Source organism: Streptomyces sp. NPDC007971 (assembly GCF_042958635.1).
In the GTDB taxonomy this organism is placed as follows: domain Bacteria; phylum Actinomycetota; class Actinomycetes; order Streptomycetales; family Streptomycetaceae; genus Streptomyces.
In genome coordinates this window covers 353,459-369,867 of sequence record NZ_JBIBJK010000010.1, presented here as the reverse complement: position 1 = coordinate 369,867, position 16,409 = coordinate 353,459, and the positions used below count along the sequence as shown (strand labels likewise).

At 69.4% G+C, this 16,409-nt stretch carries 12 protein-coding genes; 10 read left to right on the top strand and 2 right to left on the bottom strand.

Annotated elements, in window-relative coordinates:
- The first annotated feature begins 406 nt into the window (after positions 1 to 406).
- Entirely contained in the window at positions 407 to 1,522 is a 1,116-nt protein-coding gene (locus tag ACFZCP_RS23325; RefSeq protein WP_391429550.1) for a SpoIIE family protein phosphatase, read from the top strand.
- 307 nt (positions 1,523 to 1,829) lie between these two features.
- On the top strand, positions 1,830 to 2,699 hold the full coding sequence (locus tag ACFZCP_RS23320) for a 4Fe-4S domain-containing protein (RefSeq protein WP_391429548.1): 870 nt from the start codon (positions 1,830 to 1,832) through the stop codon (positions 2,697 to 2,699).
- A 198-nt stretch (positions 2,700 to 2,897) separates the two neighbouring features.
- Here ACFZCP_RS23320 and ACFZCP_RS23315 read toward each other — a convergent pair whose 3' ends face one another.
- Positions 2,898 to 3,887 (bottom strand): helix-turn-helix domain-containing protein, encoded by a 990-nt coding sequence (locus ACFZCP_RS23315; RefSeq protein ID WP_391429546.1) that lies wholly within the window; start codon positions 3,885 to 3,887, stop codon positions 2,898 to 2,900.
- Between the two features lie 132 nt (positions 3,888 to 4,019).
- Here ACFZCP_RS23315 and ACFZCP_RS23310 point away from each other — a divergent pair, with 132 nt between their 5' ends.
- The 3 genes from ACFZCP_RS23310 (at position 4,020) to ACFZCP_RS23300 (ending at position 7,623) form a co-directional block, all read left to right on the top strand.
- On the top strand, positions 4,020 to 4,610 hold the full coding sequence (locus tag ACFZCP_RS23310; protein ID WP_391429544.1) for an isochorismatase family protein: 591 nt from the start codon (positions 4,020 to 4,022) through the stop codon (positions 4,608 to 4,610).
- A gap of 346 nt (positions 4,611 to 4,956) precedes the next feature.
- Positions 4,957 to 6,099, top strand: a complete 1,143-nt coding sequence (locus ACFZCP_RS23305; protein ID WP_391429542.1) for a hypothetical protein — start codon at positions 4,957 to 4,959, stop codon at positions 6,097 to 6,099.
- An 84-nt stretch (positions 6,100 to 6,183) separates the two neighbouring features.
- Positions 6,184 to 7,623: an MFS transporter gene (locus ACFZCP_RS23300; protein WP_391429540.1), complete on the top strand. Its 1,440-nt coding sequence runs from the start codon at positions 6,184 to 6,186 to the stop codon at positions 7,621 to 7,623.
- 507 nt (positions 7,624 to 8,130) lie between these two features.
- On the opposite strand, the gene ACFZCP_RS23295 is transcribed toward ACFZCP_RS23300, so the two are convergent.
- Positions 8,131 to 8,478: a hypothetical protein gene (locus ACFZCP_RS23295; RefSeq protein ID WP_391429538.1), complete on the bottom strand. Its 348-nt coding sequence runs from the start codon at positions 8,476 to 8,478 to the stop codon at positions 8,131 to 8,133.
- A 574-nt stretch (positions 8,479 to 9,052) separates the two neighbouring features.
- On the opposite strand from ACFZCP_RS23295, the gene ACFZCP_RS23290 reads away from it, so the two are divergent.
- From ACFZCP_RS23290 to ACFZCP_RS23270, 5 genes are read left to right on the top strand one after another with little or no spacing between them, the layout of a single operon-like run.
- A complete protein-coding gene (locus tag ACFZCP_RS23290) occupies positions 9,053 to 10,315 on the top strand; it encodes a phenylacetate--CoA ligase family protein (RefSeq protein ID WP_391429536.1) in 1,263 nt (420 codons plus the stop codon).
- Positions 10,316 to 10,320: 5 nt separating this feature from the next.
- The gene (locus tag ACFZCP_RS23285) at positions 10,321 to 11,598 is read left to right on the top strand and encodes an MFS transporter (RefSeq protein ID WP_391429534.1); all 1,278 of its coding nucleotides are present in this window, start codon (positions 10,321 to 10,323) and stop codon (positions 11,596 to 11,598) included.
- Positions 11,595 to 12,731: a GNAT family N-acetyltransferase gene (locus ACFZCP_RS23280; protein ID WP_391429532.1), complete on the top strand. Its 1,137-nt coding sequence runs from the start codon at positions 11,595 to 11,597 to the stop codon at positions 12,729 to 12,731. Before ACFZCP_RS23285 ends, ACFZCP_RS23280 begins: the two co-directional genes overlap by 4 nt.
- A complete protein-coding gene (locus tag ACFZCP_RS23275) occupies positions 12,728 to 13,894 on the top strand; it encodes an acyl-protein synthase (RefSeq protein WP_391429530.1) in 1,167 nt (388 codons plus the stop codon). Before ACFZCP_RS23280 ends, ACFZCP_RS23275 begins: the two co-directional genes overlap by 4 nt.
- Positions 13,891 to 16,395, top strand: a complete 2,505-nt coding sequence (locus ACFZCP_RS23270; protein ID WP_391429528.1) for an acyl-CoA reductase — start codon at positions 13,891 to 13,893, stop codon at positions 16,393 to 16,395. Before ACFZCP_RS23275 ends, ACFZCP_RS23270 begins: the two co-directional genes overlap by 4 nt.
- Positions 16,396 to 16,409 lie beyond the last annotated feature (14 nt).

The following is a 16,409-nucleotide window of genomic DNA, read 5'->3' as shown; positions in this document are numbered from 1 at the left end:
CCGACCCCGTCGCCAACATCACCGCCGCAGCCAACTACGCCGCCCACCGCTACGGCTCCATCGACAACGTCAACTCCGCCTACTGACACACCTGGGCAACCGCCGCACCACTCAGAGCGACCACCGCTCCCGGGGCAGGGTGATTCCTCGCGGGCTCGGGGCAACGACGACCTCGGTCCTGTGAAGATCCGCCGGAAGCCCGGTCAGGTGGAATGACGGCGCAGCACCGCCTCGCGCGCTTCGCAGGACACAAAGACGCGCTTCGCGGGACGCAGAGAGTTGAGTGGAACACTCGACTTCGGTGAGTCAGGCTGTAGCCATGCGGTCGCCCTTCCGCCCACCTGGCCCGTCAGGAGCGGGCAGCCACAGCCGGGGCCTGTTCAGGCTCGGGCAGTGTGTGCCGTTCATGATCGTGCTGTTCGCACTGGTCATCGAGCTCTCACCTGCACACGCAGTGGTGACCGGCCCCATCCTCGCCGCAACACCGGCTCTGGCGTCGCTGACCATGGGTCCGAAGGGCATTCTTTCGGCAGCGGCCGGAGCCTGCGCCGTCACCGTGATCACCGCCACGATCCATCGCAGTTGGGGTGGCCAGGTCTACAGCAATCTGCTGTCCCTGCTCATGGTGTCGGTGGCCAGCGTCGCCGTCAGTAATGCGATGCGTACGCGCAGACGGATGGAACTGGATCAGGTGCGCCGGGTCGCGGAGGCCGCTCAGCGCGTTCTCCTGCGGCAGGTGCCGGCCCGGCTGGGCCCGGTGCAGATGGCCGGCATGTACCTCGCGGCCGAGACGGGAGCGCAGATCGGCGGCGATCTGTACGAGGCGGCGCAAACCCGCTACGGGGTGCGGATGATCGTGGGTGACGTCCGGGGCAAGGGGCTGCCGGCCGTGCGGCTGGCCGCGGCCGTGCTGGGGGCGTTCCGGGAGGCCGTCCACTACGAGGACGACCTGGTGGAGGTGGTGAACCACTGCGCGGCTGCACTCCATCGGGAGCGCGCAGTGCCGAGCACGGTGCACCAAGGCGCTGACGAAGACCACACCGAGAGTTTCGTGACGGTGATCGTGGCTCAGGTGTCCGACGACTTCGTGGTCCAGGTGGTCAATCGCGGCCATCCGCCCCCGCTGGTGCTGCGCCGGGGCAAGGTCGAGGCCCTGGCGCCCACCACGGATCTGCCGCCTCTGGGCCTGGAGGAGTTCATGACTCTTCCCCTGGGCAAGGTCGAGAACTATCCGTTTGCGCCCGGTGACCGCCTGCTGCTGCACACCGACGGAGTGATCGAGGCCCGCAGCCCGGACAACGATTTCTTCGCCCTGCCCGAGGCCATGGAGGCGGTGCACCCATGCCTTCCGTCGGAGTTCCTGGAACGCCTGCATCAGGAACTGGTCCACCACACCGGGGGCCACCTGGCCGACGACGCGGCGATGCTCCTCGTCGAACGACTCGACGAGGAGGAAGACCAGGCAGGGGCCACGACAACCTCCTCGGTGCCACGCCCTGAGCACGTTTTCCCGCGTGGGTGAGACGCTCACAGAAAGCGCCTGTGGCGCAGATCCCGCTCATTTCACCAGGTCAACCGCCCTGTCTTGCAGCAAGAGCGCCTCCGGGCCGGAAATACAAGGTCGGCGCGGCCTACCGATTCCTTCTGCCCGCGGGATATCTCTGTAGCGGATCCCGGAACCGGGTCCCCCTGGCGGGTCCCGGATCCCGGACCCTGTCACCGATCCCGGCTCCCTCCGACGTATCCCGGATCCCGGAACCCGGATCCCTGTGACGGATCCTTGCCACGGCGGCCCGCGCAGGGCCGCTCCCCTCGGAAGGAGTCCTGTGGTGGACAGCTGGTACGTGGACGCTCGCTGCACCAACTGTGATGTCGCACGACAGCTCGCACCCGACCTGATCGTCGAGTCCGACGGAAGGTCGAAGATCCTGCGGCCGCCGAACAACGAAGGGGAGACACGACGCTTACACGCCGCCGTCTTCGCCTGCCCCACCCGGTCCATCCGCCCGGCGTCCGGGCACGTGGATCCGGCCCTCGACCCCTTTCCGATGGCCCTCGACGACGCCGTACAGATTTGCGGCCACAACTCGACGCACACCGCCGGAGCCAACTCCTACCTGCTGCTGCGGCCGTCCGGCGCGGCCATGATGATCGACACCCCTCGGTTCAGCCGTGCGCTGGCCCAGCGATACACGGCAGCGGGCCCCGTCACGGACGTGCTGCTCACCCACCGCGATCACGCCGCACACGGCCGTCGTTACGCCGACCGGTTCGGCGCCCGGCTGTGGATCCACGAGGGCGACCTCGATGCCGCGCCGGACGCGGACCGGGTGATCCGCGGACACGAACCCGTCGAGATCGGCGAGGGGGTCACCGCCCACCCCCTGCCCGGACACACCCGGGGCAGTGTCCTCTATCTCGCGGACGACCGGTACTGCTTCAGCGGAGACAACTTCTACTGGTCGCGCACGACCGGCGATCTGGAAGTCGCGGACAGCGTGACCTGGTACTCCATCGAGGAGTTGGCCCACTCCCTGGACAGGGCGAGCGGGCAGCTGCGATTCGAGTGGGTCCTCCCGGGCCACGGTGGCCGGCACCGTCTGACGACCGACGAGATGTCGGTCCGCCTGCAAGCGCTGGCAGGACGCACCCGCCTGCTGCGCCCCCGGCCGATCGACTTCACCGCCGTGCGCTGGTGAACGTGCGCCGCCGGCAACGCCGGGATCCGCAGGTCATCGGATGCAGGCGGACATGTCCTCCGCCTCCGGCCCAGCGCTTTCCGACGCCGACCGCCTCATCGCATGATGTCCGTTGCCGCAGTCGCCGGGAGCCCTGCGGCCCGCGATGTCCTGCGGCAGACCTTCACCACGTCCGAGGACCCGGCAGTGGTGGTCCGGCTACGAGAGGTGGCGGAACCGGTTGCGGTACTCCGTCGGGGTCGTGTTGAGCTTCCTGCGGAAGGCCCTGATCAGGGTGTCGGTGGTGCCGAATCCGCAGGCTGACGCGACGCGTTCGAGCGTGTCGTCCGTGGTCTCCAGTCGGTTGCGGGCGGCTTCGACGCGGGCCGACTCGATGTAGACGGCCGGAGTCATGCCGAGTTCGGTCTTGAAGATCCTGGTGAGCTGACGTTCGCTGACGTTGGCCTGTTCGGCAAGGTCGGCCACCGTCAGGGACGACGTGAGGTTGCGGGTGACGTGGTGACGCAGCTCGTCCATGCGCCGTGTGGTCGACTGAGGTTCGATGGGCACGCTGAACTGGCTCTGGCCGCTGGGGCGCTTGAGATACATGACCAGCTGACGGGCGACCCGCAGGGCTGTCGGCTCACCGAAATCCTCGGCGACCAGGGCCAGCGACAGGTCCAGGCACGCGGTGATCCCGGCACCGGTCCACACCTTCCCGTCGCGGATGAAGATCGGGTCGGCGTCCACGTCGACCGACGGGTGCTCGTCGGTCAGTTGCTGAGCGGTGGACCAGTGCGTGGTGGCCCTCTTCCCGTCGAGGAGTCCGGCCGCTGCGAGAAGGTGGGCGCCGACACAGACGGAGGCGATGCGGTCGGCGTGGCCGGCAAGGTCCTTCACCCGGCGCACGGTGTTCGGATCGGTGAGGGCGTGGACCCGGCGTTGGGCGTCGACCTCGACGGAGCCGGGCACCATGAGGGTGTCGATGCGGCTGCCGGAGACCTCCTCGAACGTCACGTCGGGCAGGACACGGACTCCCGCCCCGGTGGTGACAGGGTCCATCGACTCCGCGGCCAGGACGACGTGGTAGCCGGTCGCGTCGTCCGTCTCCCGTCGCAGGAGGGCGAAGACCTCGGGCGGTCCGGTGACATCGAGCAGGTCGACGCCGTCGAAGAGCACGACGACGATGAGGCGCTGGGTGGTGCCCAATGGATCCCCCTCCCCTTGGGTGTCTGTATCTGCAAGCTACATGACATTGCCGCCACGACACGGGGTTCGTAGCGTGGGAGCTGCCGCCATCACGGGACGGCCTTCCTCCATCGAGCTTCAGAAAGGGCAGAAATGCCTTCGCAGACCCTTCGTGACCTCAGTTCCCTCGACCAGACTCCGGCGTCCCTCGCGAACTCGACGCTGATACTGATCGACGTCCAGAACACCTACACCCAGGGCGTCATGGAGCTGGAGGGCTGGGAGACCGCCCTCGACCGCGCGTCCGAGCTCCTCACCAAGGCCCGCGAGGCAGGCGCCAAGGTCATCCACGTCCAGCACGACGGCGGCGCGGGCAGCCCGTACGACCTGAGCGCCGAAGTCGGCCAGATCCACAAGAAGGTGGCCCCGCTCGACGGCGAGACGGTCGTCACCAAGCAGGTCCCCAATGCCTTCCACGGCACCAACCTGGGTGAGCTGGTGGACGAGGCCGGCAACGAAAACCTGGTGCTGGCGGGCTTCATGACCCACATGTGCGTCACCTTCACCGCCCAGGGCGCGTTCCTTCGCGGAAACCGGGCCACGGTGGTGGCCGACGCCACTGCCACCCGCTCCCTCAAGACCGACGTGGCCGAGGTGTCCGCCGAGCAGTTGCACCACAGCGCTCTGGCGACGATCGCGGACCTCTACGGCGTCGTCGTACCGACGGCCGGCGCACTGAGCTGACCCGACGACCTGCCCCCATGGCCTGGGGCACCGAGTTGACGTCATGAACTGACACGGCATTTTCACATCGCCGCTGCGGAAGACGTGGGATTTCAAATCCCACACCCGTCTTCCGCAGCGGCTTTTTTGCTTGGAGTTCATAATTCCGCCGATCAATACGGAAGCTACTGCTCCGGAAGTGAGGATTCCGGAATGGCCAATTCCTCGGTTTGATTACATATACCGATACCAAAAGCGCTGTGGCATCGCATAGTTCACTTCTTGCCAGTCGGCTCGATACCTTCTTGCCCGAACCGCTCCAAGCGGGTGACGACTCACCGTCAGGATCGCGACCGAAAGACAGAGAATGGCCACACGAAGAGAAGTTCTCGGAACTGCTGCGGCCGTCGGGGCCGCCGCCGCGCTCAGCAATTTCAGCACCGCCGGAATCGCTCATGCCGATTCCGCCGCCGACCGCCAGAAGGCGGCCCGCGACGCCATGCGCGCCGTCAACGCCGGAATGCGCAGCAACTACGCCACGCTCAAGGCCAACCTGACCCAGCACCTGGGTCCGGTCATCATCGTCCAGAACGACTCTCAAGGCGGTACCTACACACTGGTCGACAACGGGCAGAAGATCGAACAGCTGCAACCGGTCGACGAGATCTTCGAGCTGGCGAAGTCCATCGCCCATGTCCCGCTGGGGATCTTCTCCGTCCTCGCCCCCTACCTCGACCCGAACAACATTCTTTCCTCCCAGGCCAAGTACATCGACCCGCACGACCTCAAGATGGTCGCGTTCGCCGGCCCCCGGAACACCGCCTGGATTACGCCGCTCCAGGACTTCGGCAACACCCTGGACAACGCCCGGCGACAGCTGGAGGAGGCCAGGCTTCCCGGCGACCTGCACGACTCCTGCGCGAAAATCCTCGAAGCCGCACACGAGTTCATCGCCCACACCGTCCGGGCGCGTGCATTCGACATGAAGTCCTACGAGGACTTCTCCGGCAGCGTCTATCCCAGTATTCGCACCAACATGTACTGGGCTTCCAAGATGCAGATCTCCGGGGTCGGCAACCTGATGACGCGCTGGCGACAGCAGGTCGGGGACGACGCCTGGAGCGGCCTGTACGTGGTGGTGCTGACCCTCTGGACGACGTACGAGCTGAACCAGAACAGCATCATCATCAAGAACTTCATGAACCAGGAAAAGGTCCAGACCCACCTCATCGACCTGATGACGGCCCAGATTCCCACCGACGCCGTCGCCACCGCCCTGGACAACCTGGCCCGCATCGTTCAGGACAACATCGCCGCCGAAATGGTCTTCTGTGCCGACCAGACCACGGCGGACGCCCTCAAGGGCAAGCAGGATCTGCTGTCCACCGAGATCCTGCAGCTCCTCGGCAACGGGGCAACCGCCGGTACGGCCGGCGCCCTCACCAAGGGCCGGACCAACCAGCTCGTCTGCCCGTTCCACAACAGGACTGCTGCGACAGCAGCCGTCTGACCTCCGCCTCACCGGCGGACGCAGGACGACGGCTCCCCCGATGCACCTCCGGGGGAGCCGTCGCCATGCCTCTGGGGGGAAACCTTGAACCGCACCACCCGGCTACGGGTCCTCATCGGGCTCGTTCTTCTCACCCTGAATCTACGCGCGGCAATCACCGTGATATCACCGGTCCTGGGCGACCTGCAGGGCTCCTTCGGGCTCAGCGGATCCGCGGTGAGTGTTCTGGCCACGCTGCCGATCCTCTGTCTCGGAGTCTTCGCCCCACTCGCCCCTCCGGTGTCCCGGCGGATAGGTGTCGAGCTGACCACCGTGGGTGCACTCGCCCTGATCACCGCGGGCATTCTGCTGCGGTTGCTCCCGTCCACCCCGGCACTTTTCGCGGGGACGGTCCTGGCCGGTGCCGGAATCGCCATCGGAAACGTCCTTACGCCGGCGATCATCAAGCGTCATTTCGCTGATCGGACAGGCCTTTTCACCGGTCTGGCGATGACGCTGATGGCTCTCAGCGGAGCCGTCGCCGCCGGGACGGCCGTACCTCTTGCAGAAGCCGCCGACTGGCGAACCGCCCTCGCAGTGTGGGCTCTTCCCGCGAGTCTCGCTCTTCCCGTGTGGGGCGCGCTGGCCCTCCACGGCAGAACCCGCCGTGAATCGGCTCCCGCACATCCGTCCCGCACACCGCACGCATCACTTCTTCGTTCCCCACTGGCCTGGTCGGTGACGGCCTTCCTCGGCGTGGTGTCGCTGATGTTCTACGTTCTGGTCGCATGGCTGCCGGCGATCATGCGTGATCACGGGTACGACGCGGCCGACGCCGGCACGATGGTGTCGGTCATGCTGACCGTCGGCATCCCGCTCGGCTTCGCCGTCCCCGTATGGGCCGCGCGGCTGTGTGACCAACGTCCCCTGGTTCTCGCGGTGATCGTCCTCAAACTGGTGAGCCTCGGCGGGCTCCTCGTGGCTCCCGGGGCCGACTGGGTCTGGGTCTGTCTGCTGGGGCTCGCGACCGGCAGCGCCTTTCCCCTGGCCATGACTCTGCTCACCCTGCGCTCGCCGAATCCCCTGATCGCGGCGCGGCTGTCGGGGATGGCGCAGACCGGCGGCTATCTGGTGGCCGGGGCCGGCCCGCTGGCCATCGGGCTGCTGCACAGTCTCACCCACAGCTGGAACGGGCCGCTCCTGCTGCTGCTCGCACTTGCGGTACCGGAGACACTGTTCGGCCTGGTCTCGGCCCGGCCCGGATTCGCCGGCCCCGGCGACGGGCACCCGGTACGCCCCCGGACGCCTCCGGCATCGTCCCGCAAGGGCATCAACGGCATCAACGGCGAACAGGGTGTGCCAGGGGCGCTGCCGACCGAAGCGGATTCCTTCTGTCTCGTACCCGTCGACCACGCTCGTGCCGTGGTGGTCGACGGCGGCCACCCGGATCCCGTCCCCGGCAGAACCGAGCCCGGGAAAAGGGGTCGGGCACGAGGCCGGTCGGGCTGGCAGCTTACGGGCGGCCGTGAACGACCGAGGAGGTGAGACCCATGAACGCTGTATCCGTGAGGGTGCTGTCCCTCTCCCCGGTCGGGCGATGCATCTAAGCGTTGTCCCGTAGCTACTGGTCGCAGTGAGCCGGTAACGCCCACCGATGTCAGCCGAAGAGAAGTCGACGTCCTTCTCGATGCAGAGCTGGAGGACGGCTACCAACTGACGGGCGTCGTCTATGTGCCGTTGGAGAAGTGGGTCGGTACTTCCGCCTGCAGGCTGGTCGGCGATCTCCTGCAGGCGGGGCAGGATCGCGGCGCACTGGGCTGGCGTGAGGTCGGGGCCGTCATCATCAGGATGAGTGAGGAGTGGTGCCAGGGCGGTGGAAACGTCGATCCACGGGCGCTGTCCGCCGAAGCCACGCATCTCGTCCAGTGCGAACCGGGCAGCAAGGGGTAGCAGAGAGGGCGGAGACGGTACGGACGGCATCGTGGGTGTCGGTGCCTTCGGGCACCTCGCCCCGGTCGATGGCCTGCCGTCCGCACGGCGCCCTCTCCTCGCTCAGCTGAAGACGACCGAGCGGACCTTCAGGGCCTCGTTGCCGTACCCGATGCGCGGGTGCAGCGTGAAGGAGTCTCCCATGCAGTTCGGCTCGGTGTAGACCGTCGCGAACGCGTCGGTCCCGTTGCGCGGGGAGTGGGCCGGGGAGGCGGCTGCGGGATCCGCGACCTCGGGAAGGGTGATGCACTTCCTGCTCCCCGGGGCCTGAAGCACCGCGGTCCGAGGGGCGCCGTCCGGGCCGGCGTACGTGTACTGGAACTGTCCCACCGCGGCGGAGGCGGAGGAGGGAACGGTCAGGACCAGGACGAAGGCGCCGACAGCGGCGGCTGCGGCATTGCGGAGGCGCATGGAAAAGGTGTCCCTTCACACAGAACTATGGCGTGCGGGAGCCACCCTTCCGAGGATCGCGCCGCCGTGGGTGGTCCGCCGGTCGGCGAATCGATCCGGCATCATCCGAACGGCCCAAGCGAAGTGACGGCTCCGCGCACCGCGACGAATCCTCGGTCCCACACCTACGGGTCCTGCACGGCCTGCGACCGATCCCGGCTCAGGCTCGGCGTCGCATTCGGCCAAGGCCCGGGTGGGCTCCCGGACCCCATTCCATAAAGACGACTTGAGGAACACTCAACACATGCTTATGGAAAGAGGGTTTGATGTGACAGTCATCTCCGGTACGGAGGGAACCGAAGGCGGTCCTCACCCGTCCGCCCGCACGTCGAAGCCCCCTGCGCGCACGGCCAGTTAGCGCAAACGCGTCCCGAATATTGAGATATCCTTCCGGTCCGGACGCCCTCTTCGTCGTGGGCGCACCGTTGATTCACATCGTCAACGACAAGGCCTTCCTCCATTCCGGAGCGGCCCCACTCGTCGTACCGCCGTCGGCTTTTCCCTTCCGACGGTTCACGCCTTCGAGCAGGATTTGATGTCCGTTCAACCAATCGCGGAGCTCATACGCTTCGCGCGCCACAATTCGCCTTTCTACCGTGAGCTCTACGCCCATCTGCCCAGTCATGTGGCCCACCTCACGGATCTTCCCGTCGTACCGCAGGCGCACTTCTGGCGGGCCAACTCACCGCGTGACAACCGGCTGCTGACCGAACCGCTGAGCGAGGCGGTCGTCTTCCGCAGCGGTGGCACCACGGGTGCGCCGAAGTTCTCGTACTACACGCGCACGGAATGGCGGGAGTTCACCACGGCGTTCGGCGCCGGACTGGTCAGTGCCGGGCTGCGGCCGGGGCACCGGGTCGCCGACCTGTTCTACGCGGGTGACCTGTACGCCAGTTTCAGCTTCATCCTGGACTCGCTGCACCGCTCCCCGGTCGCCAACGTGCGCCTGCCCATCGGGGGCGCGGCACCCTGGGAGTCCACCGCCGCCACCCTGGAGGAGTTCCAGGCCCAGGTCGTCGCGGGAACGCCCACCACCCTGTGTTCCCTCGCCGAGCGCCTCGCCTCCGCCGGCCGGTCACTGCCGGACGTGGAGCTGCTGTTCTTCGGCGGTGAGTGCCTCTTCAGCGACCAGCTTCCGCTGCTTGCGCGCGCGTTCCCGAAGGCGCAGGTCCGGTCGCTCGGCTACGCGAGTGTGGACGCCGGGCTGCTCGGAAAGGCGGTGCCCGGCAAAGACCCGCGTGTGCACCGTGTGTTCACCCCGTACACGGTGGTCGAGATCCTCGACGAGGAGACCGACCTGCCCGTCGGCGGCAACGGTGTTCCGGGACGGTTGGTCGTCACCGACCTGCGCAGACGACTCATGCCGGTGCTGCGCTATCCCGCGGGTGACCGTGCCGAGTGGGTGGACCGGGACACGGGAGTCTTCCGCATCCTGGGCCGGGCCGATGAGGGAGTGCGGGTCGGTCCCGTCTCCCTCTACACGCAGGACGTCCACGACATCGTCATGGCCGCCGACACGGCCGGCGAGGTGACGGGGCTGCAGCTCGTGGTGCGCCGCAGCGACGGCCGGGACGGCCTGGTGCTGCGGCTGGCGACGGGTGAATCCGGCACCAGGAACGCCGCGTTGGCGGATGCGGTCGCCGCCGCGGTGCTGGCGCAGCGCCCGCTCTACCGGGATGCCACCGCCGCCGGCCACGTCAATCCGCTCGCCGTCGAACGGGTGCGGCACCAGGACCTGGCCGTCAACCCGCGCACGGGCAAGCTGATCCGCGTCGTCGACGAACGGCCGCATTCATGAGCGCGGTGGACTCACGTGCAGCACGCCGGCCCCTCGTGCTGCGCAACCCGTCGTTCGGTCGCGTCTGGACCGGTCAGCTCCTCACCCAGGCCGCGAGCAGGATGTTCCAGGTCGGCGCGGTCTGGTGGCTGGTCGGGTTCGCGGGCGGCCATCACCGCGGGCTGGACTCGGGCCTGTTCCTCATGGTCAGCACGCTGCCCGCGGTCACGCTGGCCCCTGTGGTCGCGCGCGTCGTCGCCCGTCACGCTCCCCGGACGGTGCTGGCCGGCGCGGCGGCCGTGGCCGGTTTGGTGGCCGCCACGGGGGCGCTCCTGGCGCAGGCCGGCGCGCTGCCGATGGCCGCGGTCTACGCGGTCGGGCTGGCGCTGGCGGCCTGTCAGGCGCTCTTCGACCCGTGTCTGACGACGTCGGTGCCGGAGCTCGTCGACGACGCCGACATCGAGGCCGCCACCGGCTTCGAGCTGTCCACCCAGTCGGTCGCCGGGCTCGGCGGAGGGCTGCTCGGGCCGCTCGTGGTCGATGCGGGCGGACTGCCGGGCGTCGTCGCCACCAGTGCGGTCGCCTATCTCCTCGCCGCCCTGCTGGTCCTGTCTGCACGTTTTCCGCAGGCCACGGCGCGGGCGCGCGCTACGGTCGGCGACGCGGCACCCGTACGGCGGACGCTGCGCCAGGTCCTGGCCGGGCTGCCGTTCATCCGCCGGGTGCTGGTGTGCTTCGCCGCGGCCAATGTCTTCACCACCGCTGTCTACGTCGTGATGCCGCTCTACACGCGGGGTGTGCTGCACTCCACCGGTTCGACGGTGGCCTCGCTGGAGGCGGCACTCGGCGTGGGCACGCTCGTCGGGTCCTTCACCGGGGCCCGCCTTCCGGGGCGTCCGATCGCCGTCGGCAGCATGTGCCTGGCCGTCATGGCCGCGGCCCTCGGGCTGCCGGGGCTGGTCGCCGGGCACGCCGTCGCGTTCGGTGCACTGGCCGTCGTCGGCTGGTGCGTCGGTGTGATCGGTGTGCGGTTCGTCGCGCTGTTCCAGCGGCTGGTCCCCGCCGACGACAAGCCGGAGTTCTTCGCGGTCATGCAGGCGCTGCTCGGTGCCACCTTCCCCGTGGCCTCACTCGTCTTCGGCGCGCTGGGCGACCATCTGACGGCCCGCACGCTCTGTCTGGTGCAGGGCGCGGGTCTCGTTCCGGTCGCCCTGGCGCTGTGGTGGGCCGGCGGCCGCAAGGACGGCGACGCACTGCGGGCTGCCGCCGCGCAGCCGTTCGCACGGGCGGGAGAGACGTCGTGAGCGTCGTCCTCTCCCGTGCCGCGGTCCAGGACATCGCGGAGCTGCGGCAGTTGTACTTCGAGGTGTACGCGCACGGCTATCCGGTGCCGCTCGGCAGTGACCCGGCCGTGATGCGCCGGCTGATCACCGACGGCACCGCGCACTGGCTCACCGCCCGCACGCCCGGCGGCGACCTCGTCGGCTCCGCCGTCGTGCAGACCGATCGGGGCAGCCGCATCGGCAAGCTCGTCGGTCTCGTCGTACATCCCGGTCACCGCGGCGGCGGGCTGGCCTCCCGGCTGACCGGCGCCGTGTGCGACGAGGCGTTCGGCACCGGCGGCCTCGACTCGGTGTACGCCACCGTCCGCGTCGTCACCGAGGGCCCCCAGCACGTCGTCGTACGCAACGGATTCAGGCCGCTCGGCCTGATGCCCAACGCGGTGGAGGTCGAGGGGTGCGAGAGCCTCGCGCTGTTCGCCCGCTACGCCGAGGGTGTGCTGGACCGCCGCGCTTGTGTCGAGTACGTGCCCGAGCGGCTGTCGTCGCTGCTGTCCGCCGCCTCCGCCGGTATCGGCATCGACTACACCGGTACGGGACTCGTGCCGGGCTGCGGTGCCGCGCGCTCCGCTGCCGGTGCGGCGCCCATCGAGCTGATCGTCGCCCCGGCCTTCGTCCGCCGTCGCTTCCTGGAGCGCTTTCCCGACGCCGGCGACCGCTTCTTCCCGCTGCACACTCCGAACGCGCTCCTGGTCGGGGGCGACGGCGGCTTCGAGGCGTACGCCGACCTCGACCCGGTGGCGGGCAGCTGCGCCCTGGTCGCGGTTCATCCGCGCCCGGCCGCGGTCGCCGGCGTGCTGGAGGCACTGATGACCGTGGTCACCCGGGCCGGCGCGGACTACGCCGAGACGCTGCTCCCGCTCGCCGACACCGAGGCCCTGGAGGTCTTCCTCGCCTCGGGGTTCGTGCCGAGCGCGGTCTATCCGGCGATGCGCCGCCTCGACGACCGGTTCCACGACTACGTGGTGCTGTCCCGCACCAGCCGCCAGATCGACTTCCGGGGGACGGCGGTCAGCCCCTTGCTGCAGCCGTACCTCAGCGCCTATCTGAGCGCCTGGACCGCCACCTACCTGCCCCTTCACGAGGTGTCCCGATGAACCCCCATCTCGCTCCGGTCGAGGTCCCCGACCCGGCGGCGCTCGCTCACGTGCAGCAACTGTGCGACCTGGGTGAGCCGTACGCGGCCGGCGCCGCCGCCGACGAGCTGTTCGCCGCGGCGATGACCGAGACCAACGCCTGGCACGCCCGACGGTCCCCGTTCTTCGCCGCCCTGCTGCAAGACACGCCCGAGGCGCCCGCACCCACGGTCGGCGAGGGCCTCCGCACCCCGCTCGTGCCCGCCGCCTTCTTCAAACGCCACGAGGTGCTCTCCGTCCCCCGCGACGAGGTGTTCCTGCATCTGACCTCCTCGGGCACGACGGGCCAGAAGTCGCAGATGTTCTTCGACGAGTGGACGATCCGCTCGGCGCAGCGCATGGTCGCCCGGATCTTCGACCACTACGGCTGGATCACGCCCGACCAGCCGGTCAACTATCTGCTGTACAGCTACGAGCCCGCGCCCTCGCTGAAACTCGGCACGTCGTTCACCGACAACTACCTGTGCGACTTCGCCCCGGCCCGGCACACCACGCACGCGCTGCGCCACACCGGCTCGGGCCACGAGTTCGACGTGCACGGCTGCATCGCGGCGCTCCGGCGCTACGCCGAGGACACCGTTCCGGTCCGGATCCTCGGCTTCCCGGCCTTCCTCCACTTCACCCTGGAGCGGATGAAGGCGATGGGGCTGCCGCCGCTCCAGCTTCCCGAGGGATCGCTGGTCGTGCTCGGCGGCGGCTGGAAGGGGCATGCCGACCGCCAGATCGGCAAGGCCGAATTCTGTTCCGAGGTCACCGAGCGCCTCGGCATTCCGGGCGACCGCGTCCGTGACACCTTCGGCTCCGTCGAACACTGCGTGCCGTACGTCGAGTGCGCGCACCACCGGCTGCATGTGCCGGTGTGGTCGCGCGCCGCGGTCCGCGACACGGGGACGCTGCGCCCTCTGCCGTACGGCGAGCGGGGCTTCCTTCACCTGGTCAGCCCGTACATCACGTCCGTTCCGGCGCAGAGCGTCGTGATGGGCGACCTCGCCTCGCTGCACCCGGGCGAGGAGTGCCCCTGCCCGCTGTCCACCGACTGGTTCACCGTGCACGGCCGTGCCGGGGTGAGCCGTAACCGCAGTTGTGCGGTCGCCGCCGCCGAACTGATGAAGGGAATGTCGTGACCACCTCCGCACCTCACCTCTGGCAGGGCGAGTTCATCGACGACGCCGAGGCCGGCCGGCGCCTCGGCGATCTGGCGGAGCTGACCGGGCGGGTCCTGGCCCGTCCGCTGCCCACCGACGTCGTGCTCGGCGCCTGCGCAGCGGTCGGCCGGGACCTGGCCGATCCGGGCTCCGCCCTCCACGGCCGCCTGGCCGGTCACCTGCCCGCCGACGAGGCCGCGGCCACCCTGGCCGAACTGGCGGGCGCGCTCACCCGGCAGGCGCTGGAGCGCAAGCTGCGCCGGGAGCTGGGCGGGCTGCGGCCGGAGCGGCTGACCCGTCCGGACGGCCGCGAGACGGTGTACGAGTCCTGGGCGCCGGTGGGCCTGCTCGTGCACATCGCGCCCGGCAACGCCGCCGCCGTGGCGCCGCTGAGCGTGGTCGAGGGTCTGCTGGCAGGCAACCTCAACGTCCTGAAGACCAGCAGTTCCGACACCGCGCTCGCCCAGGACCTGCTCTGCGCGCTCGGGGCCGCCGACCCGACCGGGCTGATCCACGAGCACGTGGTGGCCCTCCGGTTCCCGTCGTCGCGCACGGACTGGATCCAGGCGCTGTGCGGGCAGGCCGACGCGATCGCCGCCTGGGGCGGCGAGGACGCCGTCCGCGCGATCAGCGAGATCGCTCCTGCGGGCTGCCGGGTCGTCGAGTGGGGGCACCGGGTCTCCTTCGCCTACCTGACGCGGGACGCGGCGGCCGACGACGGCCTGCTCGACGCACTCGCCGAGGATGTCTGCCGCTTCGAGCAGCAGGCCTGCTCCAGCCCGCAGGTGGTCTATCTCGACACCTCGGACGCAAAGGACGTCTTCGCGTTCGCGGGCCGGTTCGCCGAGCGGCTGGCGAAGGTGTCCGACGCCCGGCGCGCGCCGCTGCCCGGTCCGGCCGAGCAGGCGGAGATCACCACGGTGCAGCAGCTGGCCCTGCTGGAGCAACACCTGGGCCTCACCCGGGTGTTCGCCGCCGACGACGGCTCGTGGCGGGTGCTGGCGGACAGCCGCCCCGCGTTGGACGCCTCCCCGCTGCATCGCAGCGTCTGGGTCAAGCCGCTCCCCCGGCACGCCGTCACGGCGACGCTGCGGCCGATGCGCCGCTTTCTGCAGACCGCGGCCGTCGGCGGGAGCGCGGCGGACGTCGCCGAGCTGTCGCGCGCCCTCTTCGCCGCGGGGGTCACCCGGGTCACCCCGGTCGGTTCCATGCTGGAGGGCTACGAGGGTGAACCGCACGACGGGGTGTACGCGTTGCAGCGTTACAGCCGTCGGGTGAGTGTGCGCGCGCCGGGGACGCACTTCCGCTCCGTCGCCTGCCTGGACGACCTGGTGACGCCGCCCGTCCTGCCTCCGGCGCCGACGGCACCGCTGCTGGGCAAGGAAGGCGTGCAGCGCGCGCTCGGCTCGCTGGACCCCCGCCACGCGCATCTGTTCTTCCGCAGCGGGGGTTCCTCGGGCACACCTGCCCTGTCGGTCTTCACCTGCGACGACTACGACAATCAGATGCGCGCCGCGGCCGACGGGCTGCTCAGCGCCGGCTTCGACCCGGCCCGCGACCGGGCGGCCAACCTGTTCTACTGCGGTGGCATGTACGGAAGCTTCATCAGCTTCTTCTCCATCCTGGAACGCCTGAACGCCACTCAGATCCCGATGGCCGCCGGCCCCGACCACGCCATGACCGCCGAGGCGCTGGTCGCCCACGGGGCGGACACCCTCTTCGGCATGCCGTCCTACCTGTGGCAGTTGTTCCACGCCGAGGCGGACCGGCTGCGTGCGTACGGCGGGATCAGGAAGGTCTTCTACGGCGGAGAACACTTCACCACCGAACAACGCCGGGTCCTGACCGAGGAGTTCGGCGTCGAGGTCATCCGCTCCGCCGCGTACGGCAGTACCGATCTGGGGCCGCTCGGCTACCAGTGCACGGCCTCCGAGGGGTCCGTCCACCATGTACTGACCGACCTGCACACGCTGGAGATCCTCGATCCGCACGAGGACCGGCCGGTGGAGCCGGGCGAGCCGGGGCGGCTGGTGTTCACCTCCCGGGCTCGTGCCGGACAGCGGCTGGAGCGCTACGAGATCGGTGACCTGGGTCGCACGGTCGAGGGCACGTGCGCGTGCGGCAGCCATGTGCCGCGGCTGGAACTGCTCGGGCGCTACGGCGACGTCGTGCGCGTCGGCACGTACTTCGTCAACTACCGGCGCATCCTGTCCGCCGCTCAGGAGCGCCTCGGCTACCACGGTGAGCTTCAGCTGCTGGTGGCGTCCGGCTCCGACCGTGAGGTGCTGACCGTCCGGCTGGACGAGGAGTACGCCGGTGACCCCGGGGACGCGCGGGAAGCCCTCCTCGCCGAGGTGACCGAGCTGGCCTCGGCCGAGGCGGAGGGCCTGCTGGCCGTCTCCGTGGAGGCCGTGCGGAGGGAGGCGTTCGAGCGCACGGCAACCAGCGGCAAGCTGCGCACGGTCGTCGACCTCCGCTAGGCGCGGCACCGTGT